The 23,673-nt window shown below is 49.6% G+C and carries 21 protein-coding genes; 19 read left to right on the top strand and 2 right to left on the bottom strand.

Translation table 11 applies throughout. The annotated features are described in order from the left end of the window. Positions 1–32 precede the first annotated feature (32 nt). The 3 genes from ACQ76X_RS04315 to ACQ76X_RS04305 all read left to right on the top strand — a co-directional run bounded on the left by ACQ76X_RS04315 (position 33) and on the right by ACQ76X_RS04305 (position 1,167). Complete coding sequence (locus ACQ76X_RS04315; protein WP_438491813.1) at positions 33–233, top strand: hypothetical protein; 201 nt, start codon at positions 33–35, stop codon at positions 231–233. Positions 234–553: 320 nt separating this feature from the next. Continuing rightward, positions 554–871 carry a transposase gene (locus tag ACQ76X_RS04310; RefSeq protein ID WP_438491811.1) on the top strand — a complete coding sequence of 106 codons (318 nt, stop codon included), beginning with the start codon at positions 554–556 and terminating at the stop codon, positions 869–871. Positions 872–882: 11 nt separating this feature from the next. After that, entirely contained in the window at positions 883–1,167 is a 285-nt protein-coding gene (locus ACQ76X_RS04305) for an IS3 family transposase (protein WP_438491809.1), read from the top strand. A gap of 224 nt (positions 1,168–1,391) precedes the next feature. Here ACQ76X_RS04305 and ACQ76X_RS04300 read toward each other — a convergent pair whose 3' ends face one another. Then, entirely contained in the window at positions 1,392–2,147 is a 756-nt protein-coding gene (locus ACQ76X_RS04300; protein ID WP_076109577.1) for a DeoR/GlpR family DNA-binding transcription regulator, read from the bottom strand. Positions 2,148–2,716: 569 nt separating this feature from the next. Between ACQ76X_RS04300 and ACQ76X_RS04295 the strand changes: the two genes are divergently transcribed. From ACQ76X_RS04295 to ACQ76X_RS04265, 7 genes are all read left to right on the top strand, one after another. Next, positions 2,717–3,868, top strand: a complete 1,152-nt coding sequence (locus ACQ76X_RS04295; protein ID WP_438491807.1) for an iron-containing alcohol dehydrogenase — start codon at positions 2,717–2,719, stop codon at positions 3,866–3,868. A gap of 26 nt (positions 3,869–3,894) precedes the next feature. Beyond that, positions 3,895–5,373: a rhamnulokinase gene (rhaB, locus tag ACQ76X_RS04290; RefSeq protein WP_438491805.1), complete on the top strand. Its 1,479-nt coding sequence runs from the start codon at positions 3,895–3,897 to the stop codon at positions 5,371–5,373. A gap of 205 nt (positions 5,374–5,578) precedes the next feature. Further along, a complete protein-coding gene (gene rhaA, locus ACQ76X_RS04285) occupies positions 5,579–6,835 on the top strand; it encodes an L-rhamnose isomerase (RefSeq protein ID WP_038593179.1) in 1,257 nt (418 codons plus the stop codon). A gap of 58 nt (positions 6,836–6,893) precedes the next feature. Further along, positions 6,894–7,739, top strand: coding sequence for a rhamnulose-1-phosphate aldolase (gene rhaD / locus ACQ76X_RS04280; RefSeq protein WP_438491802.1), 846 nt, complete (start codon positions 6,894–6,896; stop codon positions 7,737–7,739). 172 nt (positions 7,740–7,911) lie between these two features. Further along, complete coding sequence (locus ACQ76X_RS04275; RefSeq protein ID WP_438491800.1) at positions 7,912–9,006, top strand: NADH:flavin oxidoreductase; 1,095 nt, start codon at positions 7,912–7,914, stop codon at positions 9,004–9,006. A gap of 34 nt (positions 9,007–9,040) precedes the next feature. Then, a complete protein-coding gene (locus tag ACQ76X_RS04270) occupies positions 9,041–9,169 on the top strand; it encodes a hypothetical protein (protein WP_438491798.1) in 129 nt (42 codons plus the stop codon). Next, entirely contained in the window at positions 9,162–10,352 is a 1,191-nt protein-coding gene (locus ACQ76X_RS04265) for a beta-ketoacyl synthase N-terminal-like domain-containing protein (RefSeq protein WP_438491796.1), read from the top strand. The genes ACQ76X_RS04270 and ACQ76X_RS04265 overlap by 8 nt, the downstream gene beginning before the upstream one ends. A gap of 12 nt (positions 10,353–10,364) precedes the next feature. Here the strand turns inward: ACQ76X_RS04265 and ACQ76X_RS04260 are convergent, their stop codons facing one another. After that, on the bottom strand, positions 10,365–11,942 hold the full coding sequence (locus ACQ76X_RS04260) for an alpha/beta fold hydrolase (RefSeq protein ID WP_438491794.1): 1,578 nt from the start codon (positions 11,940–11,942) through the stop codon (positions 10,365–10,367). A gap of 470 nt (positions 11,943–12,412) precedes the next feature. Here ACQ76X_RS04260 and miaB point away from each other — a divergent pair, with 470 nt between their 5' ends. The 9 genes from miaB to ACQ76X_RS04215 all read left to right on the top strand — a co-directional run bounded on the left by miaB (position 12,413) and on the right by ACQ76X_RS04215 (position 23,621). Next, positions 12,413–14,020 carry a tRNA (N6-isopentenyl adenosine(37)-C2)-methylthiotransferase MiaB gene (gene miaB, locus ACQ76X_RS04255; RefSeq protein WP_438491792.1) on the top strand — a complete coding sequence of 536 codons (1,608 nt, stop codon included), beginning with the start codon at positions 12,413–12,415 and terminating at the stop codon, positions 14,018–14,020. Between the two features lie 60 nt (positions 14,021–14,080). Beyond that, the gene (locus tag ACQ76X_RS04250) at positions 14,081–14,497 is read left to right on the top strand and encodes a RicAFT regulatory complex protein RicA family protein (protein ID WP_341380381.1); all 417 of its coding nucleotides are present in this window, start codon (positions 14,081–14,083) and stop codon (positions 14,495–14,497) included. A gap of 138 nt (positions 14,498–14,635) precedes the next feature. After that, positions 14,636–15,406 (top strand): NUDIX domain-containing protein, encoded by a 771-nt coding sequence (locus tag ACQ76X_RS04245; RefSeq protein ID WP_038593164.1) that lies wholly within the window; start codon positions 14,636–14,638, stop codon positions 15,404–15,406. 22 nt (positions 15,407–15,428) lie between these two features. Beyond that, positions 15,429–15,971, top strand: coding sequence for a cysteine hydrolase family protein (locus ACQ76X_RS04240; RefSeq protein WP_438491790.1), 543 nt, complete (start codon positions 15,429–15,431; stop codon positions 15,969–15,971). Between the two features lie 53 nt (positions 15,972–16,024). After that, on the top strand, positions 16,025–17,476 hold the full coding sequence (locus ACQ76X_RS04235) for a nicotinate phosphoribosyltransferase (protein ID WP_438491788.1): 1,452 nt from the start codon (positions 16,025–16,027) through the stop codon (positions 17,474–17,476). Between the two features lie 319 nt (positions 17,477–17,795). Further along, the gene (locus tag ACQ76X_RS04230; RefSeq protein WP_438491786.1) at positions 17,796–19,025 is read left to right on the top strand and encodes a glycosyl hydrolase family 8; all 1,230 of its coding nucleotides are present in this window, start codon (positions 17,796–17,798) and stop codon (positions 19,023–19,025) included. A gap of 424 nt (positions 19,026–19,449) precedes the next feature. Beyond that, complete coding sequence (locus tag ACQ76X_RS04225) at positions 19,450–20,460, top strand: 2-oxoacid:acceptor oxidoreductase family protein (RefSeq protein WP_438491784.1); 1,011 nt, start codon at positions 19,450–19,452, stop codon at positions 20,458–20,460. A gap of 26 nt (positions 20,461–20,486) precedes the next feature. Continuing rightward, the gene (locus ACQ76X_RS04220; protein ID WP_341378875.1) at positions 20,487–22,793 is read left to right on the top strand and encodes a thiamine pyrophosphate-dependent enzyme; all 2,307 of its coding nucleotides are present in this window, start codon (positions 20,487–20,489) and stop codon (positions 22,791–22,793) included. Between the two features lie 225 nt (positions 22,794–23,018). Next, entirely contained in the window at positions 23,019–23,621 is a 603-nt protein-coding gene (locus tag ACQ76X_RS04215; protein ID WP_438491781.1) for a DUF1349 domain-containing protein, read from the top strand. Positions 23,622–23,673 lie beyond the last annotated feature (52 nt).

Below are 23,673 nucleotides of genomic sequence, written 5' to 3'. Positions count from 1 at the left end.
CTCATGCAACACATGCAACTCATGCGACTGATGTGACTGATGTGAAAAGTGTGACTGACGCGAATGATGCGAATGATGCGATTGATGCGACTCATGCAACTGATGCAACTGATGCAACTGATGCAACTGATGCAACTGACGTGACTGACGTGACTGACGTGACTGACGTGGATGATGCGATTGATACGATTGACGCAACTCATGCGACTGCTGTCCAAGCTCAAACGATATAGCATTCTGTGTTACCAGACCGGCTAACGGACCGTAAAGCCGCTATTCTATAATAATAGTCCGGAATGTCTTTCTTACGGACCGTATAGCTGTTATTCCCGGAAAAAACGGCGAAATGGCGCTGGGAATGAAAAATAACATCTCTGGAGTCCGCTTTGTGACCGGAAACAGGGTATTTTCCGAAATAACGTCACTGGAGTCCGATGCGCATAGTACAGAATCGCCGCCATGTGCGTATTGCGCAGCATGGTTGCAGTTAGAATAAATAGTGGACCCCCGTTAACGGACGGACCGATAATGATAGCAACGGAGGTGTGTTCACATGGGAGAACAACGACAACGGTATAACGAAGAATTCAAAAAGCAAACGGTGAAGTTCATTCAAGAACAGACGAAGACCTTAGGTGACTTAGCGGAAGAGCTTAACATCCCGAAAAGTACGCTGCATCAGTGGATGGGTCAATATCGGGAGCTAATGAATGAACCGGCGGCGAGTATGGATCGGGTACGGGAACTCGAAGCACAGTTGAAAGCCATGACTCGACAGCTCCAGGAGAAAGAACACAAACTCGCCGATGCAGAAGAAGAACTGGTGATCGTAAAAAAAGCGGTGCACATCTTCAGCAAACCAAGGAACTAAGATTCCAGTTCATGGAGAACCATCGCTCCGAGTTTCGCTTGGAGAAGATGTGCGATACCCTACATGTGTCAAGGAGCGGTTATTACAAGTGGCGGAAGGGAAAAACCAGCACACAGAAACTCCGCAAAGCAGCGGTTATGGAGCGAATCCAGTATCATTTTAACGATCATAAGAAGCAGTATGGGAGTCCGAAAATCACCCGTCTGCTGCACCAAGAGGGCTATACCGTTACCGAACGCACCGTGAGTGTGTACATGCGGCAAATGCAACTCCGCTCCGTCGTATCTAAATCATAACGCGTACAGACTACGGACTCTAAGCATGAGCTATCCCAACAAGAGCAGCCTTTCTCATCCGAACAGGAGGGGAATGCCGCTCTTGTTTTTTATAACACCCTTATTGCTGCCCTGTTATTGCCCCAGTAATATCCTCGTATTGCCCTGGGTTGTCCTTCCATTGCTTTCATACGTTTCCTGTTGCCACAACTATCTTCTTCAGTGACCAGGCCCTTCCGCAGAGGTCAGTACAGCACCTCAACATTCTCCTTCGCGAGCCGCTTGAGCCAGGCTTCTGATGGTTTGCGGTCCGTGATCAGCACGTCGATTCGGTTAAGCTGGACCAGCTGTGTAAAGGCGGTCTTGTCGAATTTGGTATGGTCGGCGAGCAGCACAACCTTTTCGGCCTGGCGCAGCATGTATTTCTTAAGCTCGCACTCCGGTTCGTTGGAATCGGTGATACCGCGTTCCATATCAATACCCTTGCAGCTGATCACGGCAGTATCTACGTTGTACCGCTGGATCGTGTCATGGGCGACAGGACCCACAAGAGAGAGTGAACGGTGGCGCAAAGATCCGCCGGAGGAAATGATATTCATACCGGAGCTGGCGAACTCATGCAAAATATTGATGGAATTCGTAATGACCGTCAGATTGTTTTTGTTGCCTAGCAGCTTGAGAAATTCAAAGGAAGTCGAGCTGGGATCGACCATCAACGTATCACCGTCATTAATCAGCTCAAGCGCCTTAAGCGCGATGTTGCGTTTGATATCAGTATTGATAGCACCCCGGGTGACAAACGGCAGATCCTCATTGGTATGCCTGTTCAGCATAGCCCCCCCGTATGTACGGCTTAAAATACCGTCCTTTTCCAGCTTCTCCAGATCCCTGCGGATCGTTTCTTCCGTTACTTCAAACATGCGGCTTAAATCAGAGACCAGAACTCTTTTATCCTGATGCACTAAATCTATTATTTTTTTGCGTCTTTCAGCTGCGAGCATCATAATCACCTTTCCGGAGTTATATAGATTGAACTTGTGATTTTCTATTTTGGGGTTGGCCGTGACTCCAGAGAATGTTTGGACTTCCAGCTGCTGTTAGGTTTGGATTTCCTGACATAAACCGCGCGGTAGAAATCCAAACCTAAAGGCGGACGCTATCGCTCCTACAGTTCCAAAATTCTCCTCCGCCACTTTTCCCTAAGTGTATTTTCTCAAGTTCAATCTATATAGAACTATTTTATAAATATAGACCTAACGATCTGTGTTTTGCAATAAACTAAGGAGATACAACATTAATTCTATTATAACCTTCGTGAAACAGACAATAAACAAATAAAAACAACATAAATATTATTTTAAATGTTGACAACAAAGATACAAGGCGATACGATGAGAATATCATTATTCCTTTGAAAGCGCATGCCTCTTAGAGGAGCGCCAGAGCCGGTCCGCTGCGAATCTTCAGAGACCAGCCTGAAGTGCCACAGCCGAATGAAACCAAGCTTGCAGAGGAAAGAGTGTTAACTTGTAAACGCTGTATATAAATTGCCTGGGAGGCTGGTCAATCAATGAGTACTCATGTTTATTATGTTCCTTCTATCAACATTATGGGAAAAGGCTGTCTGAAGGAAATCGGGCCGTACATTCAAGAGCTGAATTTGCAGAAAGCGCTTGTGGTCACCGATAAGTTTCTGGTCAAAAGCGGAATCGCCGGCAAGCTGCTGGCTGTTCTGGATGAAGCGGGAATTAATTATGTCGTATATGATGAAGTCAAACCTAACCCAACCTGTAAAAATGTCCACGACGGCGTTGATTTTCTGAAGCAGCATGAATGCGAATATCTGGTGTCCATCGGCGGTGGTTCGCCGCAGGATACAGCCAAAGCCATCGGTATCGTCGCTACCAATGGCGGACATATCGCAGAGTACGAAGGCGTACACAAGTCACAGCATAAATCGCTGCCTATTATTGCGGTGAACACTACCGCCGGAACTTCAAGCGAAGTGACGATCAACTATGTCATTACGGATGAGGAACGCAAGGTGAAGATGGTTATGGTGGATAAGAACAGCATTGCCACCATCTCGGTGAATGACCCTGAGCTGATGGTTGACAAGCCGGCTTCGCTTACTGCGGCAACAGGAATGGATGCCCTGACTCATGCTATTGAAGCATTAGTGACGCCAGGAGCTTATCCGGTCACCGATGCAACGGCATTAGCTGCGGTGGAGCTTATATTTGCCAATCTGGCCCGCACGGTGAAAGACGGCCATGATATTGAAGCGCGTGAGCAGATGGTTTACGCAATTTTCCTTGGAGGCTTGGCTTTCAACAATGCCGGACTCGGATATGTGCATGCCATGGCGCATCAGCTTGGCGGAGTATATGATTTGCCGCATGGGGTGTGCAATGCGATGCTGCTGCCATATGTAGAAGAAGAAAACGCCAAATATGTACCGGAGAAATTCAGAAGTATCGCCAAGGCGATTGGCCTGCAGGTGAACGGCAAAAGCGACAAGGAATGCGCCGATTTCGTAATCGAATCAATTAAAGCGCTGTCCAAGGAAGTCGGCATACCGGCCAAATTATCCGAGCTGGGTGTAGATGAGGTCGATCTTGACCTGCTCGCTGAAAATGCGATGAAGGATGCCTGTGCACCAGGAAATCCATTCATTCCTACCAAAGAAGAAGTCATTGCCCTGTTCCGCAAAATCCTCTAGAACATCTTTTAATAAGGAGATTCCCTATGAACAATCATATCGCCGTCGATATCGGCGCCTCCAGCGGGCGGCTAGTGCTCGGAACCATCGTGGACGGGAGTCTCACCCTGGAGGAAATTCACCGCTTCAGCAATGGATTCACCGAGCGCGACGATTCCTGCTTCTGGGATGTGGATTATTTACTGGAGCAAATCATTACCGGGCTGCAAAAAGCAAAAGCAGGGGGTGTGACGAAATGCACCCTCGGGATTGACACTTGGGCGGTAGATTACGTCCTGCTGGATGCTGAGGGAAACCGAATCCAGGAGGTATATGCTTACCGGGACCGCAGAACGGATGGGGTCATGGAAGAGGTGGCGAAACTCATTTCTCCGGAAGCTGTTTATGCCAAGACGGGGATTCAGCAGTTAACATTTAATACGTTATATCAGCTGTATGTCCATGACCGTGAGGAGCTGGCTAAGGCGGATCACATTTTGCTGGTGCCCGATTATCTCTACTATAGATTGTGCGGCCGGAAGATCAACGAGGTCACCAATGCTTCGACCACTCAGCTGCTCAATCTCGCAAGCCGTGATTTCGATCCTGAGCTGCTTGCGTTGCTTCAGCTTGAAAGAGCGCAGTTCGCCGGGCTGACCGAGCCCGGTGAAGATCTAGGCAGCATCAGTGATTCACTGATGCAGCAGTATGATCTGCCGGAATGCCGGCTCATTTGCGTGGCAACCCATGATACGGCTTCCGCCGTACTTGGCATCCCGGCGCAAAGCGGGCGATCGTCAGCATATATCAGCAGCGGCACCTGGTCGCTGCTTGGCGCTCAACTGGCTCAGCCGATTAATAACCGGAGTGCAAGAGAAGCCAACTATACCAATGAATGGGGTGCTTATGGCACCTACCGGTTCCTCAAAAACATTATGGGACTGTGGCTGATCCAGGAGGTGCGCAGGCTGGACGGCTGCCGCTACAGCTTCGCTGAGCTGGCTGAACAGGCCGCTGCCGCTGAAGGCTTCCGCAGCCTGATTGCCTGCAATGATCCGCGTTTTTTGAATCCGGATAATATGATAGAAGAAATCCGCCTATTCTGTGCCGAGAGCGGCCAGCCTGTTCCGCAGTCGCCGGGTGAACTGGCACGCTGCATCTTTGACAGTCTGGCGTTGTCCTATCGCAGCTATCTGGAAGAACTCGAAGCGCTTACTGGCACAGCCATCGAAGTGCTGCAAATCGTCGGCGGTGGAGCGAACAACGAGCTGCTGTGCCAGCTGACCGCAGACGTAATCGACAAGGAGGTCCTTGCAGGACCCACTGAAGCCACCGCACTGGGAAATATTGCGGTGCAGCTGATCCAGTCGGGCAAGGTCGCGGACATCCACGAGGCCAGAACATTGATCGGGCAATCGTTTAAGATCGAATCCTATCTACCCCGGCCTATGCCGCAGCTTGGCGAGCTGCTGGTCCGCTGGGAGGAGCTGAATGCAGCGGAAACGGCTACAAGTGAAGGCGCATAAGCTCCGCTTTGGAAGCGGGTTTTGCTCGAAGAATACTCCTGGAAGTATTGCTCACAAAACTAAGCCTACGCTTTCGAAAAGAGTTTTACCTGAAGTAAACCGATGGAGCAGATGCTCACAAAACTAAGCGTATGCTTCCGGAGCAAACTTTGTCCGAATAATACCGCTGGAAGTATCGCTCACAAAACTTTTAGGAGGATGCGTCATGGATCAGAGCATCATGAACAGCTATAACGAAGCCAAGAAACTGTACGCCGCTCATGGCATTAATGTGGATGAAGTACTGGAGAAGCTGGCACAGATCAAGATTTCACTGCACTGCTGGCAGGGAGATGATGTTAGAGGTTTTCTGTTTAAGGATAAGGAGCTTAGCGGCGGGATTGCCGTAACCGGAAGTTATCCCGGCCGCGCCGGTACACCAGAGGAGCTGCGTCAGGATTTGGAGAAGGCTTTATCGCTGATTCCGGGCAAGCACAAGGTCAACCTGCATGCGATTTATGCCGACACGGACGAAAAGGTGGATCTGGACGAACTGGAACCGCGCCACTTTGCATCGTGGGTAGACTGGGCCAAGGAGCAGGGACTTGGACTTGATTTTAATCCGACCTGCTTCTCCCATCCGAATGCGGCAGACGGGTTCACTTTGAGCCATGCGGACGAAGCCATCCGCAGCTTCTGGATTAAGCATTGCAAGGCTTCCCGGCGGATCGCCGAGCATTTCGGGCGTGAGCTGGGACAACCCTGCGTCACCAACTTCTGGGTGCCTGACGGTTATAAGGATACCCCGGTGGACCGCCTGGCACCGCGGATGCGGCTGAAAGAATCATTGGATGAAGTGTTCAGCGAAGAGATTGATCCACAGTATAATATTGATGCCGTGGAGAGCAAGCTGTTCGGCATCGGCTCAGAGAGCTATGTGGTCGGATCGCATGAATTTTATATGGGCTACGGGCTGACCCGGGGTAAAGCGATTTGCCTCGATGCCGGTCACTTCCATCCGACTGAAGTGATTTCGAATAAGCTGTCCTCCATTCTCATGTTCAGCGAGCAGCTCCTGCTGCATGTCAGCAGACCGGTCCGCTGGGACAGTGACCATGTGGTGACCATGGATGATGAGCTGCTGGAGATTGCCCGGGAACTGGTCCGCGGAGATTTGCTGCCGCGCACGAATATTGGTCTGGACTTCTTCGACGGCAGTATCAATCATATTGCGGCATGGGTCATCGGCACACGCAACACGATCAAAGCCTTGCTGCGTGCGATGCTGGAACCAGTAGCGGAGCTGAAGGCTGTTGAACTGGCCGGTGATTACACTTCCCGCCTCGCACTTGTCGAAGAATTTAAGTCCTATCCATTTGGCGCGGTTTGGGATTATTACTGCGCTTCGCAGAATACACCGGTCCGTGAACAATGGCTGGCTGAGGTCAAGAGCTACGAGCAGGAAGTGCTGGCGGCAAGATAGGCAACGGCTAACCAAGACGTGACTATATTAAGCAGTGTATATAAAGGAGAGAAGACATATGAGTACATCCGTAATGAAGTCCAAAGGATACATTGCCGGCATCGAGGCGCCATTTATTCAGGAAATGTCGGAGATTACCCATCACATGTGGTCGCTCGGCTGGGATGAGCTGAACGGCGGCAACGTCAGCTATTTGCTGGATGAGGATGAGGTAGCTAAATACATTAATGTACGTGAGCCGCTGCGGACGATTAACCTGACCTTCCCGGTCACTGAGCTGGCCGGCAAATATTTCATCGTCACCGGCTCCGGCAAATATTTCCGGAATGTGATCAAAGACCCGGAAGCCAATCTCGGGGTGCTGCGTGTCACGGATAGCGGCGAGAGTGTAGAAGTGCTCTGGGGTCTGCGCAACGACGCCGTGCCGACGAGCGAGCTGGCTTCCCATTTCATGAGCCATATTGAGCGCCTGAAGGTGGACCCCAACCACCGGATCGTACTGCATACCCACGCTACCAATGTCATTGCCATGACCTTCACGCATGATCTGGATGAGCTGAAATTCACCAAAACCTTATGGGAAATGTGCACCGAATGTCTGGTGGTTTTCCCAGACGGCGTGGGTGTTATTCCTTGGATCGTTCCCGGCAGCAGTGAAATCGGCCGCGCCACAGCCGATAAAATGAAGGAATACCGGGTAGTTATCTGGCCGCAGCATGGCATTTTTGTGACCGGGGGCACGATGGATGCTACCTTTGGTCTGGTGGAAACGATTGAGAAAGCGGCGATTGTCTATAACCTGATCGGTGGCAGAGAAATCAAACAGAAAATTACCGACCGCCAGCTGGCGGATCTGGCGGCGGCTTTCCATGTTACACCCAAAGCCGGCATCCTGGAGTTATAAAATACACTTCATAGCGAAGGGCAACCGGACATGGGCAGATTATCTGCCTTTGTCCGGTTTTTTGCGCAGCAGCGGCTGTCCTGAAGATCTGATGCCAGAATTTGCATTTGCCTTCAACTAGCGTCATAATATCCTTACTTAAAGTAATTATATTATTAAATGGAGGTAGTATATGAATACTGATAAATTGTTTACACCTTTTCAGGTTGGAACGCTTTCACTTCAAAACCGGATCGTAATGGCGCCAATGACCCGGGCATATTCACCGAACGGGGTAGCAACTGAAGCGGTTGCCGAGTATTACCGCAAACGGGCAGAGGGTGGAGTGGGCCTGATTGTAACCGAAGGCACAGCGATCAACCATCCGTCGGCCGTCAGCCATCCGAACATTCCGAATATTCACGGGGAGGCTGCTTTGGCCGGCTGGGCTAAGGTTGTAGAAAAAGTTCACGCCGCAGGCGGCAAAATTATTCCGCAGCTCTGGCATGTCGGCATGGCCCGCAACATTGGCGAGCTGCCGAATGCCGAAGCGCTGCCGATTGGTCCATCCGGGCTGAATTTGGCCGGCCAGCAGATTACAGAGCCGATGACGCAGCAGGAGATCGACGGTATCATCGCTGCTTTTGCCCAGGCGGCCGTAGACGCCAAGCGGATCGGTTTTGACGGCATTGAGCTGCATGGGGCACATGGTTATCTGATCGACCAGTTCTTCTGGGAGAAGACCAATCAGCGCACCGATCAATATGGCGGTGATCTTGAAGCGCGGACTACCTTTGCTGTCGAGGTTATTGATGCCTGCCGCCGTGCGGTTGGACCGGATTTCCCGATTGTGCTGCGCTTCTCGCAATGGAAGAGCGGAGATTACTCTGCCAAGCTTGCCCAAACACCGGAAGAGCTGTCCCGTTTCCTGACACCGCTCAGCAATGCCGGAGTCGATATCTTCCACTGCTCCACACGCCGCTTCTGGCTGCCGGAGTTCGAAGGCTCCGAGCTGAATCTGGCCGGCTGGACGAAGAAAATCACCGGCAAACCAACCATCACGGTAGGTTCTGTAGGTCTCAACAGCGAGTTCACCAGTGCGGTGAAGGAGAAGAATGAGGAAGATAACATCGAACGCCTGCTGGAGAAGCTGGAACAAGCGGAATTTGATCTGGTGGCGGTCGGCAGAGCGCTGATCAGTGATCCGCAGTGGCCGGCCAAAGTGCAAAGCGGCAGAATGAATGAGATCATTCCGTTTACGTCCGAGTCCACAAAGACACTGAACTGAACGGCAGCCGGCTAACTTTAGGAGGAAGGAAATCATGAGCAGAGAGGGCTTCAACCGCATGGGAGAGTTTTGGACGGAGCATCCAAAACGCGCAGGTGGGAGAAGTCCTCTTTGTGTTTTCTTTTTATTAATTATCAGGAAAAGGGTGGGGAACGATGAATAAGCGAATAGCAATTACCGGTTTTGGCGTGAAGGTTCCTAACGGAGAGAACAACAACGATTTGTTGGATCATCTGATCAGCGGCGAGTATGATTTCACGGCCAGAAATGATATTACACCGAATCAGGAGCCTTTATGGGTTGGTGAAATTCTTGGGGATTTGGGGACGCTGGAGGATAAGCAGTACAGGGTTCTGCCGAGAATCTCCAAGCTGGCCATTAGTACAAGCGCCGAAGCACTAGCGATGGGTGGACTAGATCTGACGGACCCTGGCAATAAGACGGGGGTGTTCTTTGGAACCACTATGGGCGGTACAACTCCGCTGGAGGAGATGGTCCATTACGCATCTGCCGGCAAGTTCAGAGAAATGCCCGTTTACTGCTGCGGGTTGGTGCATTATCACAGTCTGGCTTCCTCCATCTCCAGCTTTTTTCATCTGACAGGAATCTCGAAGACGGTAACGACCGGCTGCACTGCCGGACTTGAAGCGCTGGAGGACGCCATGCTGTACCTGCAAAGTGGGAAGATAAACACGGCGATTGTAGGTGCAGCGGACAGTAGCAACAATAAAGTGACGGTGTACGGGTTCGGAAAAATAAGAGCGCTGCCATTCAATCAGGAAATCTGGAACTCTGGCTCGCCGTTCAACAAAAAAAGCAAAGGCTTTATACTGTCGGAGGGGGCTGCCAGCCTGATTCTGGAAACCGAAGAACATGCGCTTAGCCGCAATGCAACTATTTATGGCTATGTAGACGCCGTGTCTACGAATAATGACGCTGAATCGGTGAATGGCCAGGACAAAACCGGAAGGAATATGAAGCGGGCGGTAAATGATGTGCTGGGCAACAGAAGACCTGACTATTTTAACAGCCAGGCCTTGGGTTACGACGCTAATGACAGAATCGAGGATATAGTCTCCAGGGATATCTTTCAGCATGAAGTACCGCTGACCTCGATCAAAGGGCTGATCGGCCATCCGTTCAGCGTCAGCGGCCTGGCGCAGATTATTGCCTCCTTGCTCGGCTTTCAGCATCATTTTATTCCCGGAACCATCCGGACAGATCAACATGGCTATGAGCATCTTCCATTAATCACAAAGACTCTCCCGAAAGCCACATCCGAAGTACTGATTACAAGTCATGGATACGGAGGCAACAATGCCTGTGTCTATTTAACGAAGCAATGATGATTTAACAATTTACATACTTTTGGTGTGCTGCAATTGTTCCGCCTTGAGCCGCCATTTCTTCGCTTCATGCTTTTGCTGGTTTTGTTCATACAGGTTAGCGATTTGCTCGTAGGCATCGAACTCTTCCGCATTAAATAAAAGTACATATTTTAAAAACGCTATAGCCGCAGTGAACTTGCCTTGAGACGCGAGATACTCTGATTGCTGATGGGCAAGTGTAACCAGTTGAATCTCCATTTTGACTCTCAGGTGCAGGTTCCATTCCTGGTTTAGATTTCTGAATAGGTCAGGCTGGATCTGCGCAAAAACAGAATGAATCAGTGGTTCCTTCAGTTCAGGATTAGTTTCTTCATTAGCCCGGTTAATCTCCGCCAGCAGAGTCAGCACATCGGAGTCCACAGCAGTCTGCAGTGAAATTTGCTGTTTATCGCTGTAGATCAGCTTCGTGACCTCATTGTTCAGCAGCTGCTTCAGATGGGTGAGGCATACCCGAAGCTGACCTCTGGCTTTGACAAGATCCATATCCCGCCATAATTCTTCACAGAGCCGGTCTCTGGTGACGACGGGATTCAGCAGCAAATAAATCAGCAAATCCTTGGCGCTTCTCCTTCCCCAGCCGCTAATAATCGGAATATCATCTACGGCAACCGTAAATCTGTTGAGTAAATTGATCTTCAATTGTACGGATGGGGCGTTATCGGCCGGATTATTGTTAACCATGTCCAGAAATTCGGAATGCAGATTCAACAGCAAAGGGTCCAAAGGAGCCCTGTTTATCCACTTACTTTTCAGAAAGACTTCAATCTGTTTAAAGGTTTCCTCCGGCTGATCATAAAAAACCATGTTGGATGCATTGTACAAGGTCATAAACCGGCAATTCGGATTGGCCGATGCAATCAGGCTGGACAGATAGGGTGGATACATTGGGTCCTGTTCCCCAGTCAACATTAATGTCGGATGAGTATGCTGTTTGAACAGATCCATAATCTCGTTATGTGCATAAGCAAAGAAATCCAGCAGTTCCAGATAAACGTCAAAGGTGACTTTGGCAAAAGCGCTGTACAGCGCTTCCGTTTCAGCGCTATGGCGCGGATAAAGGGTCGCGTTAGGAATCACGTGGTCAGCAAGCGCCAGCATGGATTGATAAGTCATCAGCTTTTTGCGGTAATCCTTATATTTATTGGCTGTGCCCGACGAATTGAACAAGGGAAGCGACAAAAGAACAGTGCTTCTTACTCGATCCGGATACGCTTTGGCAAAATACAGGGCGATAATGCTCCCTGCCCCATGGGCGATGATATGGAAGGTTTGAATCTGGAGATCTTCCAGCAGTATTCGCAAATTTTCGACAAATAATGCGGCCAGTTTATCAAGGGTAGTCTTGGAGGTTCCGCTTAATCCATGACCCCGGAGATCATATCTTACAATATGGTAGTTGTCAGTCATATATGGAACCATAAAGTCCCAGCTACTCAGATCAAAACCCAGACCATGTATAAGTACCAAGGTTTCAGTGTTGTCACTGGTGTTTTTTGCCGTCTCGTATTCATAATGGATGTCGATGTCATCCCTTGAAAAATAAGCCATTGCTGTACCCCTCTACGTTGCGTTATATAATGATTATATCTGAAAAATGTATAATATTTTATCGTAATATGTGGTTTTTTGTAGAAATGTGTAACGTATGTGTAGCGGTGCTTTGTTAAACTTGGAACAGGCAATACTTTTCAGGGGAGATGATGTGCAGCTATGAAGATGTTTTACTGTATTTGCGTCAAGGATTCTAAGTTCGATTTGGTCTATTTACGGATGTATATCCGCAGATAATAAATGTACGAAATAATAATTATAGACGAACCTTCTTACTTATTAAAGTAGGAGGGTTTATTAGTATGTAGAATTCTAATTGTATCAGGGGATTTAATTTATTCTACCAGATTGCCTTTTAAAATTGTAAAACTTGGATTGCATTTTATCCTTATGCTATAATTTTTTATTAGCAAGAATAAAATTCTAAAGTTTATTTTACAAAGCTTCAATATAAAGGACGTGGAATAATGACAATGGGGAATAACTCACCGGACTTAAAATTCGGCAAGGGTGGTTCGAAAGATTACTCGAAGTATTTTGATTTTTCTGATGCCAAAGTCATCAGTGAAGAAGAAGGCAAAACTACGTATAGAATCAAAGGACGTACCGTACAGATCAATTCCAACCCGGACTACAAAGAGGGCAAGCGCAGGGGCAAGCAGGAAATAGAAGTTATCAACTTTGAAGATACCGATACAAATCAGGCCATGGAGCAGTTTCGCGAGATAAACCGCCACAAACAGCATTATTATTTCATCGCCACCTACGGCTGCCAGATGAACGAGCATGATACGGAAACGATGAAAGGTATGCTGGAGCAAATGGGTTATCTCGCTGCCGAAGACCGCAATGAGGCTGATATTATTCTGCTGAATACCTGTGCGATCCGTGAGAATGCCGAAGATAAGGTGTTCGGGGAGCTGGGCCATCTCAAGACGCTGAAGCTCGAGAAGCCGGGTCTGCTGCTTGGGGTCTGTGGCTGCATGTCGCAGGAGGAAGGCGTGGTTAACCGCATCATGTCTAAATACGGATTCGTTGACATGATCTTTGGCACGCACAATATCCACCGGCTGCCGCAGCTTGTTAAGGAAGCGGTTTATAGCAAGGAGCTTGTTGTTGAAGTCTGGTCCAAGGAAGGCGACATCATCGAGAACCTGCCGAAGAAACGGGAGGGGATGCGTGCCTGGGTGAATATCATGTACGGCTGTGATAAGTTCTGTACCTACTGCATCGTACCTTTTACCCGGGGCAAGGAGCGCAGCCGCCGTCCGGAGGATGTCATCGCCGAGGTTCGGGAGCTGGCCCGTCAGGGCTTTAAGGAAGTGACTTTGCTGGGGCAGAATGTGAATGCATACGGCAAGGATTTTACGGATTTGGATTATACATTCGGGGACCTCATGGACGATATGCGCAAGATCGACATTCCACGCATCCGCTTCATGACTTCGCATCCCCGCGATTTTGACGATAGATTGATTGAAGTACTGGGAAAAGGCGGCAATCTCGCAGAGCATATTCACCTGCCGGTACAGTCCGGAAGTACTGCCGTTCTGAAGAAAATGAGCCGCAAATACACACGAGAGGCTTACCTGGAGCTTGTCCGCAAGATTAAGGCCAGTGTGCCGGCTGCCGTGCTGACGACGGATATCATCGTGGGATTCCCCGGTGAAACCGAGGAACAGTTCGAAGAAACACTGTCGCTGGTGCGTGAAGTAGGATATGATATGGCTTATACCTTCATTTATTCACCGCGCGAGGGTACGCCTGCAGCTGCGATGGAGGACAATGTACCCGCTGAGGTGAAGAGCGAGCGCCTGCAGCGGCTGAATGACCTCATTAAAGAGCAGAGCCGGATCAGCAATGACCGGATGCTCGGTGAACTGGTCGAGGTGCTGGTGGAAGGGGAGAGCAAGAATAACGCTCAAGTGCTTTCAGGCCGTTCCAGCGCCAACAAACTGGTGCATTTTGAAGGTTCGAAGGATCTCATCGGCAGTTTGGTGCAAGTCAGAATTACCGATACGAAAACATGGTACATTAAAGGGGATTGCGTGGCGGAAGCCGCGGCTGTCCTCTAATTATAGAGGAATGGAGCGATGTCAGTGAGCCAGGAAGAAACGCGTTTGAACGAACACGGCATGCCGACCTACAATACCCGCGATCTGATCGTGCGCGAGGATATTATGGGCAAAGCCAAGGAGCTCGCTTCACTCATTTCGACCAGCGAAGAGGTGCAGCATTTCCAGCAGGCCGAGCAAAAGATTCTGAATCATGAACGGGTGCAGGGACTGATCGCCACGATCAAGAAGAAGCAGAAGGAGATTGTGGCCTTTGAGAGCTTCAAGAATAAAGAGATGGTGGCCAAGATTGAGCGTGAAATTGAAGTGCTGCAGGATGAAATTGACGGCATACCGGTCGTGAACGAATTTCAGCAAAGCCAGAGCGATATTAACTATCTGCTGCAGCTCGTTATTTCTGTAATCCGAGACACGGTGTCGGAAAAAATCAATGTGGAAGCCGGCACTGAAGCGCCTCCGTCCACATGCGGTGATTAAATAAATTTCGGGGGGCGGATGCAGATCCGTCCCTTTGTTCAGGTAGGACATCATAATTAATTGATTTTAGAAGTTCAGGTTTGGTACATTAAAAGATACGAACAGTTAAATTAAAGCTGCAGCAAAGGATGATCTAGAGTGAGCGAGAACGCGGAACAAAACTATAACGCCAAAAAGTACCGTACACCGGACGGAGTTCCGGCCGATATTGTCATGTTTACCCTGACCAAACGGGAACGGAAGACGGTCACGAAGACGCTCCCGCTGCGCGAACTGAAAGTCATGCTGATCCGTCGGAAGAAATGGCCTTGCGAGGGCATGTGGGCCTTGCCGGGTGGCTTCTGCCAGGAAGATGAATCTATATATGATGCAGCCACACGTGAACTGAAGGAAGAAACCGGTGTGGACGGCGGACATTTGGAATACCTTGGTGTCTACAGTACACCGGGCCGGGATCCGCGCGGCTGGATTATCAGCCATGCCTTTTTCGCATTGGTGGAGGAGTGGATGCTGGAGCAGAGACAAGCCTCCGATGACGCGGGTGAGGTAGGACTGTTTACGCTGCAGGAAGCGCTCGAAGAGCTGGAGCTGGCTTTTGACCACCGTGATATTATTAACGACGCCTATCTGCGGATTCAGCAGCAAATGCTGCAGACGACGATAGCCAGACAGTTTTTACCGCGGCATTTTACGCTGAGCGAGTTGTACCAGGTCATTCAGACCGTAGTGCCGGAATTTAAGGAACCGAACTTTATCCGCAAAATTACGTCAACCCGCAGCCGGCAGGGTATATTAAAGGAAGTGAGCGATGAAGCAGGCAATCCGCTCAGCTCCAACCAATACTCCCAGCGCCCTGCCCAGCTCTATATGTTTACGGACCACGAGCCATTATTATCAATTTATACTTAAAGCAGATTAAGGAGGTCACTAGATGAAGGCATTGATCGTGATCGATTTCACCAATGATTTTATTGACGGCAGCCTGCCTGTTGGACAACCCGGCATAGAGATTGCGCCCAGAGTGAGCCAGTTGACGGAGCAATTTGTGAAGAGTGGCGATTTCGTGGTGATGGCGGTAGATTTACATGAAGCCAATGATCCTTATCATCCGGAGAGCAAACTGTTTCCACAGCATAATCTGCGCGGCAGCCGGGGGCGTGAGCTGTATGGGGAGCTGCATAACGTATATGAAGCTAACCAGAAAGACATCTATTGGATGGACAAAACCCGTTACAGCGCCTTTAGCGGCACCGATTTGGAGCTGAAACTGCGTGAACGCGGGATTGCCGAGCTTCATCTGATAGGGGTATGTACAGATATTTGTGTGCTGCATACTGCTGTGGATGCATATAACAAAGGTTTTGAAATCATCATACACGAAGACGCTGTGGCGAGTTTCAATGCCGATGGGCATGTCTGGGCGCTGGGCCATTTCCGGGGCAGCCTCGGAGCAAAAGTGGTTACCGTAAAATAGAGAAAACTATAGCACCTGCAGATGCAGCAGTGAAGATATTAGGAGATGAGGATTTGAGGAGAGAGCTTGCTCTACATACGGACAAATATCAGATTAATATGATGTACGCCCACTGGGTAAATGGAAGCCATAAACGCAAGGCTGTATTCGAAGCCTATTTCCGCAAGCTTCCCTTCGGGAACGGCTTTGCTGTGTTCGCAGGCCTGGAGCGGATCGCTCAGTACATCAGTGAACTGCGTTTCACTGAGGAAGACATCCGTTACTTGTCCGAGCAGGAGGAGAATTATGCGCCTGCTTTTCTGGAGGAGCTGCTGCAGTTTCATTTCCAGGGCAGCATCCATTCCATGAAGGAAGGAGCGCTTGTCTTTCCCGATGAGCCGCTGATCCGTGTGGAAGGAACCATCATGGAGGCTCAGCTTGTGGAGACAGCCATCCTGAACTTCATGAACTATCAGACACTGATCGCCACCAAAGCTTCCCGTATCAAGCAGGTGGCGCCCGATGATATTCTGCTGGAGTTCGGCACGCGGCGTGCTCAGGAAGCCGACGCGGCGGTGTGGGGAGCGCGTGCGGCTTATATCGGCGGCTTCCATGCCACCTCCAATATGCTGGCCGGCAAAATGTTCGGCATACCCACGAAGGGTACACATGCCCATTCCTGGGTGCAGAGCTTTGCCAGCGAACAGGAGGCGTTTGATGCCTATGCCAAGGTGCTGCCGGATGGTGTTACGCTGCTGGTGGATACATTTGACACGCTGCGCAGCGGTGTGCCGCATGCGATTAACACTGCGAAGAAGCTGGAGGCAGAGGGTAAACGTATGAACGCCATCCGGCTCGACAGCGGAGACTTGGCCTATTTGTCACGCCAGGCACGCAAGATGCTTGATGAAGCCGGACTGCAGTATGTCAAGATCGTCGCTTCCAATGATCTCGATGAGAACACGATCATGAACTTGAAGTCGCAGGGAGCTGCCATAGATACCTGGGGAGTGGGAACGCAGCTGATTACGGCATCCGATCAGCCTTCCCTCGGCGGAGTGTACAAGCTGGTGGAGATTGAGTCCCCTTCCGGTGAAATGGTACCGACGATCAAAATCTCCTCCAACCCCGAGAAAGTATCTACGCCGGGCAAGAAGGAAGTGTTCCGGATTGTCGGCACCAATGGTAAGGCGCTGGCCGATTATATCAGTTTCCCTGAAGAAACTGGCCCGCGCATTGGTGCCCGGCTGAAGCTGTTTAATCCGCTGCATCCATATATGAAGAAGCATGTGGACCGTTACGAGGCGCTGCCGATGCTGGAGCCAATCTACGTCAATGGTTTCCAGGTTTATAAATTACCGGAGCTTGATGAGATCCGCCGCTACCATCAGGAGCAGCTCGACCTGTTCTGGCCTGAGTATCTGCGCATACTCAATCCTGAGGTGTACCGCGTGAATCTCAGCGAGCAGGTGTGGGACCGCAAGCAGCAGCTGATCGCTGAGCATATGCAGCAGGATATCGAGTAGAAGAGGCTTTTTAAATAGAATGTGATGGACGAGCTGTCCCCTGCAGGCAATCTGCGGATGGGGGCAGCTTTTTATTTTGGTATCCAAGACACAATACTGATTGACAGAAAATAACAGGGATTATATATTAAAGATGTTCTTACTTTCATGACGAATTCAGGAAACTGAATTATCTTTTTTGTCGTGAAAGTTAAAGCGCTTTAACTTTCATTGCTGTTGCCGGAAAGGTTCATGGATTCATTTGAGAGGGGGGAGCTCTGGTTTCGCCGGTTTATTTTCGCAATTGATTCTTATTCTACTATTGAGGAGTGAATCATTTATGAAAAGACAAGGCAAGCATAAACTTGGCTGGAAAAGCTTCTTGTTACTCTGTCTGGCGCTATTTATCCTGCCGGCTGGTTCCGCATTTGCTGCTGTAAACAAACCGTTCCCTCAGCATACGACTTATACGAGCGGCACAATCAAGCCTAACCATGTCACACAGACAAGTATGGACAACTCGGTAAAAACAAAATGGAATGCCTGGAAAGCGGCTTATCTGAAACCGGCAGGCGCAGGCAAATATTACGTAAAATATAATTCGGCTGGCGAAACTGTATCCGAAGCCCATGGCTACGGAATGCTGTTCACGGTACTTATGGGTGGTTATGACAGCAACGCACAGACTTATTTTGACGGACTGTATAATTATTACACCGCACATCCCAGTTCTCTTAATCCTTACCTGATGTCATGGAAGCAGAACAGCAGCTTTGAGAATATCGAGGGGGAAGATTCAGCTACGGATGGTGATATGGATATCGCCTACTCGCTCCTGCTCGCAGACAAACAGTGGGGCAGCAGCGGCACAGTTAACTATCTGCAGGCAGCCAATCATATTATAAATGCAATTATGGACGATGAAATCAATCAGACGCAGTGGACCATCCGTCTCGGCGATTGGGCGAACAGCGGCTCTTACAATACCGCTACCCGGCCATCGGACTTTATGCTGAGTCATTTAAAGGCATTTCAAGCGGCAACCGGAGATAACCGCTGGCAAAATGTTACAGATAAAACCTATACGATCATCAACAGCCTTTATACAGGCTATAGCTCTACCACCGGTTTGCTGCCGGACTTCGTGGTCTACTCTGGAGGGGTCTACAAACCGGCGCCAGCCAACTTCCTTGAGGATGCGAACGACGGGCACTATAACTATAATTCCTGTCGTACCCCATGGCGGATTACAACCGATTACCTGATCTCGGGAGACAACCGAGCCTTGTCCCAGCTTAACCAGCTGAATAGCTGGATCAAGACTAAAGTCAGCAATACGCCGGGCAATATTAAGGATGGCTACAAGCTCAATGGGACCACCTTCGGAAGTTACAACAGCGGTGCTTTTTATGCTCCGTTCGGTGTAAGTGCCATGACCTCTTCGGCTAACCAGAGCTGGCTGAATTCACTTTGGAGCCATACGGCAGGCAGCGCAGCGGAAGATTACTATGAAGACAGCATCAAGCTGTTCTCGATGATTGTGATGTCGGGTAACTGGTGGACTTACTAAACCTTTGAGAATTACAGCAATCCTGGCCCATCTCCGGATGGGTTTTTGCGATTTTCAGACCCGTTTTTCGCTGGGGAGAGTAGTTAACTGTGATATTTATCATGATTAATGTGATAAATTTAACATCTTAATTTTTAATTTTATTGCTAAATTAAGGGTGACCTTGTATCCACAAAAACCTTGGGAAACACGGATTTTTCACACAATTTTCATATATTGTTGCTTGTATGGCAGATTACCTTCTATTAAAGTAACGCCGCTCTGTCGCGTATAAAGAAATCATCTAAAATCCATAAATAAATGTGATTCCCAAAGCGTGGAAAATGCAAGATATGTCACTTCGCGACTTGCAAAATCAAGTTACAATCGTTGAAAAAGTCAAAAGGATGTTATTCTACTTGACACTAAGGAAGGGGTTATGTCGGTGGTACAATTACCAAAATTGAACGATCTCGGTTTCTTTGAGATTCGTCTGGAGTCCATTGGAGGGCTGGGAGCGAATCTGGCCGGTAAGATGCTCGCGGAAGCGGGCGTAGTGGGCGCAGGTCTGAACGGCGTCAGTTTTTCGTCTTACGGCTCGGAGAAGAAGGGGTCAGCAGTAAAGGCCCATATCCGTTTCTGTGATTTGGACACACATATCCGCGATACTTCGCCGGTTGAGCGTCCACACGTCGTTGGGGTTTTCCATGAAGCACTGGCCAAAACCGTCAATGTGACCAGCGGCATTTATGAGCACAGTACCGTTCTAGTGAATTCGGCCAAGACGCCGGAGGAGCTGAAAGAGCTGCTCAAGATGAAGGCAGGCACGATCGCGGTGATCGATGCGACAAGCATTGCCCTGAAAGAAAAGAACCGGGTCAATATGGCAATGCTGGGTGCATTGTTCCGGCTTTGTCCTTTCCTGGATACCGAAACCATGAAGGGCGTAATTGAGAAATCTCTTGGCAAAAAATATCCGCAAGCTGTACAATCGGCGATTACCACCTTTGAACGGGGCTTTAATGAAGTGAAGTTTATGGACTTCGAGCTGCCGGAGGGCGAAAGCATGCCGGAATATGTACGTTCCGACATTTCAACGCTGGGCTATGAGACCCAGCCGATGGGGGGAACCATCATTAATCCGGGCAGCAGCTTCCTCAAGAATCTGAGTATTTCCCGTTCCGGAATGATTCCTGCATATGAGAATGAATCCTGCATCCACTGTGCACAGTGCGATACCGTTTGCCCCGATCAATGTTTTGTCTGGGAAGAACGGCTCGACCGCAAGGGCCGCTCGCAAATGTTCCTGCTGGGCATTGACTATCAATATTGCAAGGGCTGCCTGAAATGTGTAGGCGCCTGTCCGACCTCTGCGCTGTCCATTCTGCGTGAGAAGGAAGGCTATGCGGACAGTCATACGGTGCACCATCAATTCGATCTTATATCGCAGTCTTAATCTTCTGAAGAAAGGTGGAATGAACAGTGGCTATTGATTATGAAAAAGAAGTAGGTTCCGCCAAGGTGGAACAAAAATTCCTGTATGAATCAGGAAATGAAATGGCGGCATATGCCGCACATCAGATTAATTACCATGTCATGGGTTATTTCCCAATCTCCCCGTCAACGGAGGTTGCCCAGTTCCTGGATACGATGAAAGCAAGCGGACAGCATGATATTATGCTGGTTCCTTCGGACGGCGAGCACAGCTCGGCAGGGATTTGTTATGGTGCTTCTACAGCAGGCGGACGCGTATTCAACGCGACCAGTGCTCAAGGCTATATGTTCATGCTGGAGCAATTGCCTGTACAAGCCGGTACACGGATGCCTATGGTCATGAACCTGGTCTGCCGCTCCATTTCCGGTCCGCTGAATATTCATGGCGACCATTCGGATTTGTATTTTGCCCTGAACACCGGCTGGCCGATCCTGATGTGCCGTGATCCGCAGTCCGTCTACGACATGAACCTGATGGCGCTGAAGCTGGCAGAGCATGCCAAGGTCCGTCTCCCGGTTATGGTTGCGTCTGACGGCTATTTCACCTCCCACCAGAAACGCCGCGTGCAGGCTTTCGCCCACCGCGAGGATGTTCAGAAGTTCGTAGGCGAACAGCCGCCAACCGGTTTTACCGATACATTGGACCGCAACAATCCGGTTACGGTAGGCCCTTATATGAATGAACCGGATTATATCAACAACCGTTACCAGCAATCGGTAGCGATGTACAATGCCGGTGAAGTGTTCGAGGAAATCGCTCAGGAATTTGCTGAGCTGACCGGACGCCATTACCCTATGATTGAGGAATACCGGATGGAGGATGCCGACGTAGCGGTATTCCTGATGAACTCCGCTTCCGAAATCATCAAGGATGTGGTAGATCAGCTTCGCCTGCAAGGCATCAAAGCCGGTGCGATCTCGCCGAATATGATTCGTCCTTTCCCGCAGAAGCAAATTGCCGAAGCGTTGAAAAATGTTAAAGCGATCACTGTCGGGGACCGCGCTGACTCTGTTGGCGGACATGGCGGCAATATGGTCAACGAAATCAAGGCGGCCCTGTTCACTTACGGCAACACCACTACCAAGGTAATCAGCCGTATTTATGGACTGGGCGGTAAGGATTTCTTCGCTGAAGATGGACATCATTTCTTCCAGCTCGCTATGGACGCTGTGGTCGCAGATCGCGTAGAAGTGCCGTTCGATTATTATGGACATAATCCTGGTGAAGCGGAAAAAGCTCCGAAACGTTTGCTGAAACCGATGAATTTCGAGTCGCTCAAGACCGGTCTGATTACGGTGAAGCAGGATGAAGTGACCGGCAAGCTGAGTGTGAAGGTGCCTCCGGTCCGTAGCCTGATGAAGAAGCCTAGACGGTTGTCACCGGGTCATGGTGCTTGTCCAGGTTGCGGTATTTTCTCGGGCCTGGAGCTGTTCTTCAAAGGGATTGAAGGAGATATCGTAGCGCTCTACCACACGGGCTGCGCAATGGTAACCACAACAGGTTATCCGTACTCCTCTCACAAATCGACGTTTATTCATAACCTCTTCCAGAACGGTGCAGCTACGCTGTCCGGTGTCGTGGAAATGTTCTGGGAACGCAAACGCCGCGGCGAGCTGGATGGACTGGGCCTGCAAGAGGACTTTACCTTTGTTATGGTTACCGGCGATGGCGGGATGGATATCGGTATGGGACCGGCCATCGGCGCAGCACTGCGCGGCCACAAGATGATCATCGTGGAGTACGATAACGAAGGTTATATGAATACAGGCGCACAGCAATCGTATTCCACACCGCTCGGACACCGTACTTCGACATCCAGCATCGGGAAAACCCAGCAGGGCAAAGTAACACAGCATAAAGACACCGCGCAAATTATGGCGGCTACGAACATTCCTTACGTGTTCACCGGTTGCGAGGCTTACCCGCAGGATCTGCTGAAGAAAGCGGCCAAAGCACAATGGTATGCTCAGAATGAAGGCCTGGTCTATGGCAAGATTCTGATTGCCTGCCCGCTGAACTGGATGTCCGAAGACAAGGATGGAACCGACATCGTATCCCTGGCGGTCGAGTCTTGTTTCTTCCCGCTCTATGAAGTAGAGCAAGGATCGACGAACATTACGTACAATCCGGAAGACAAGAATAAACGGGTTGAGGTCTCCGCATGGCTGAAGACGATGGGCAAAACCCGCCATCTGCTGAAGCCTGAGAACGAGCCTGCGCTGCGCAGCTTCGAGAACGAAGTACAACGCCGCTGGAACCGTCTGAAAGCGAAACATGAGCATCCAGACTTGTAAGATCGAGTCAACCTGTAAGCCATTATATATATTATTTTTCACTATATAAAAGAAATTTAAGCACAAAGCCCGGCGGATTCTTCTGCCGGGTTTATTTGCACAGAATCAAACTTACAGCATTTATAAGCTTCATCCCGCCGCAATGTTAGGTTATATTGTTGTTATGGTAATTTGTGCCTAGCAAGTTAATGGCTTGATGTAAAAACGGAAAGTGGAGGTGCCTAGATGGTAAAGACGAACAACTGGCAGGATGGGATATGGACCAATGAACCGAAGAGCTATGCCGTACAGGGCGATCAATTGATTGTCGAAGCAGTAGAGGGCAGCGATTATTGGCAAAAAACGATGTATGAATTTCAGCATGACAACGGGCATGCACTGCTGGCTCCATGGAAAGATGGAGAAGCGGTTGAAATCAGCTTTTCATTGCAGGGCATCACAGAACTATACGATCAGGCGGGAATTATGCTATGGCATAGCCCTACAGTCTGGATTAAAGCAGGCATAGAGATGAATGATGGCGTGCCTCATGCCGGTGCAGTTGTAACTGACGGATTCTCCGACTGGTCGTTGTCTCCTGTGGCAGAATGGGCCGGAGAGACCGTAACTTTCCGCGCTTCGCGCATGAAGGATGCAGTCATCATCAGAGCCAGAACGCAATCGCATCCATGGCGGACCCTGCGGGTTGCCCGTTTTCCTTATGAGTCCGGTGTACAAGCGGGACCCTTCGTCTGTGCTCCTACAAGGGCGGGATTAAAGGTTGTCTTTACACGCTGGATAACCACGGGTCCCGATAAAGATGTACATACGGATCCCCCGCTGCTCTAATCCTGCTGCATATTTTTTGAACTCCCAGCCATCCTATAGTTAACAGGATCTA

The organism is Paenibacillus sp. IHBB 3054 (assembly GCF_051594305.1).
Lineage (GTDB): Bacteria > Bacillota > Bacilli > Paenibacillales > Paenibacillaceae > Paenibacillus_AQ.
This window is presented reverse-complemented; position numbering and strand designations above follow the sequence as displayed.

Coding starts and splice junctions, on each gene's coding strand:
- ACQ76X_RS04310 (WP_438491811.1), top strand. CDS start 554: ATGGGAGAACAACGACAACGGTATAACGAAGAATTCAAAAAGCAAACG.
- ACQ76X_RS04305 (WP_438491809.1), top strand. CDS start 883: ATGGAGAACCATCGCTCCGAGTTTCGCTTGGAGAAGATGTGCGATACC.
- ACQ76X_RS04300 (WP_076109577.1), bottom strand. CDS start 2,147: ATGCTCGCAGCTGAAAGACGCAAAAAAATAATAGATTTAGTGCATCAG.
- ACQ76X_RS04295 (WP_438491807.1), top strand. CDS start 2,717: ATGAGTACTCATGTTTATTATGTTCCTTCTATCAACATTATGGGAAAA.
- rhaB (WP_438491805.1), top strand. CDS start 3,895: ATGAACAATCATATCGCCGTCGATATCGGCGCCTCCAGCGGGCGGCTA.
- rhaA (WP_038593179.1), top strand. CDS start 5,579: ATGGATCAGAGCATCATGAACAGCTATAACGAAGCCAAGAAACTGTAC.
- rhaD (WP_438491802.1), top strand. CDS start 6,894: ATGAGTACATCCGTAATGAAGTCCAAAGGATACATTGCCGGCATCGAG.
- ACQ76X_RS04275 (WP_438491800.1), top strand. CDS start 7,912: ATGAATACTGATAAATTGTTTACACCTTTTCAGGTTGGAACGCTTTCA.
- ACQ76X_RS04270 (WP_438491798.1), top strand. CDS start 9,041: ATGAGCAGAGAGGGCTTCAACCGCATGGGAGAGTTTTGGACGGAGCAT.
- ACQ76X_RS04265 (WP_438491796.1), top strand. CDS start 9,162: ATGAATAAGCGAATAGCAATTACCGGTTTTGGCGTGAAGGTTCCTAAC.
- ACQ76X_RS04260 (WP_438491794.1), bottom strand. CDS start 11,942: ATGGCTTATTTTTCAAGGGATGACATCGACATCCATTATGAATACGAG.
- miaB (WP_438491792.1), top strand. CDS start 12,413: ATGACAATGGGGAATAACTCACCGGACTTAAAATTCGGCAAGGGTGGT.
- ACQ76X_RS04250 (WP_341380381.1), top strand. CDS start 14,081: ATGCCGACCTACAATACCCGCGATCTGATCGTGCGCGAGGATATTATG.
- ACQ76X_RS04240 (WP_438491790.1), top strand. CDS start 15,429: ATGAAGGCATTGATCGTGATCGATTTCACCAATGATTTTATTGACGGC.
- ACQ76X_RS04230 (WP_438491786.1), top strand. CDS start 17,796: ATGAAAAGACAAGGCAAGCATAAACTTGGCTGGAAAAGCTTCTTGTTA.
- ACQ76X_RS04215 (WP_438491781.1), top strand. CDS start 23,019: ATGGTAAAGACGAACAACTGGCAGGATGGGATATGGACCAATGAACCG.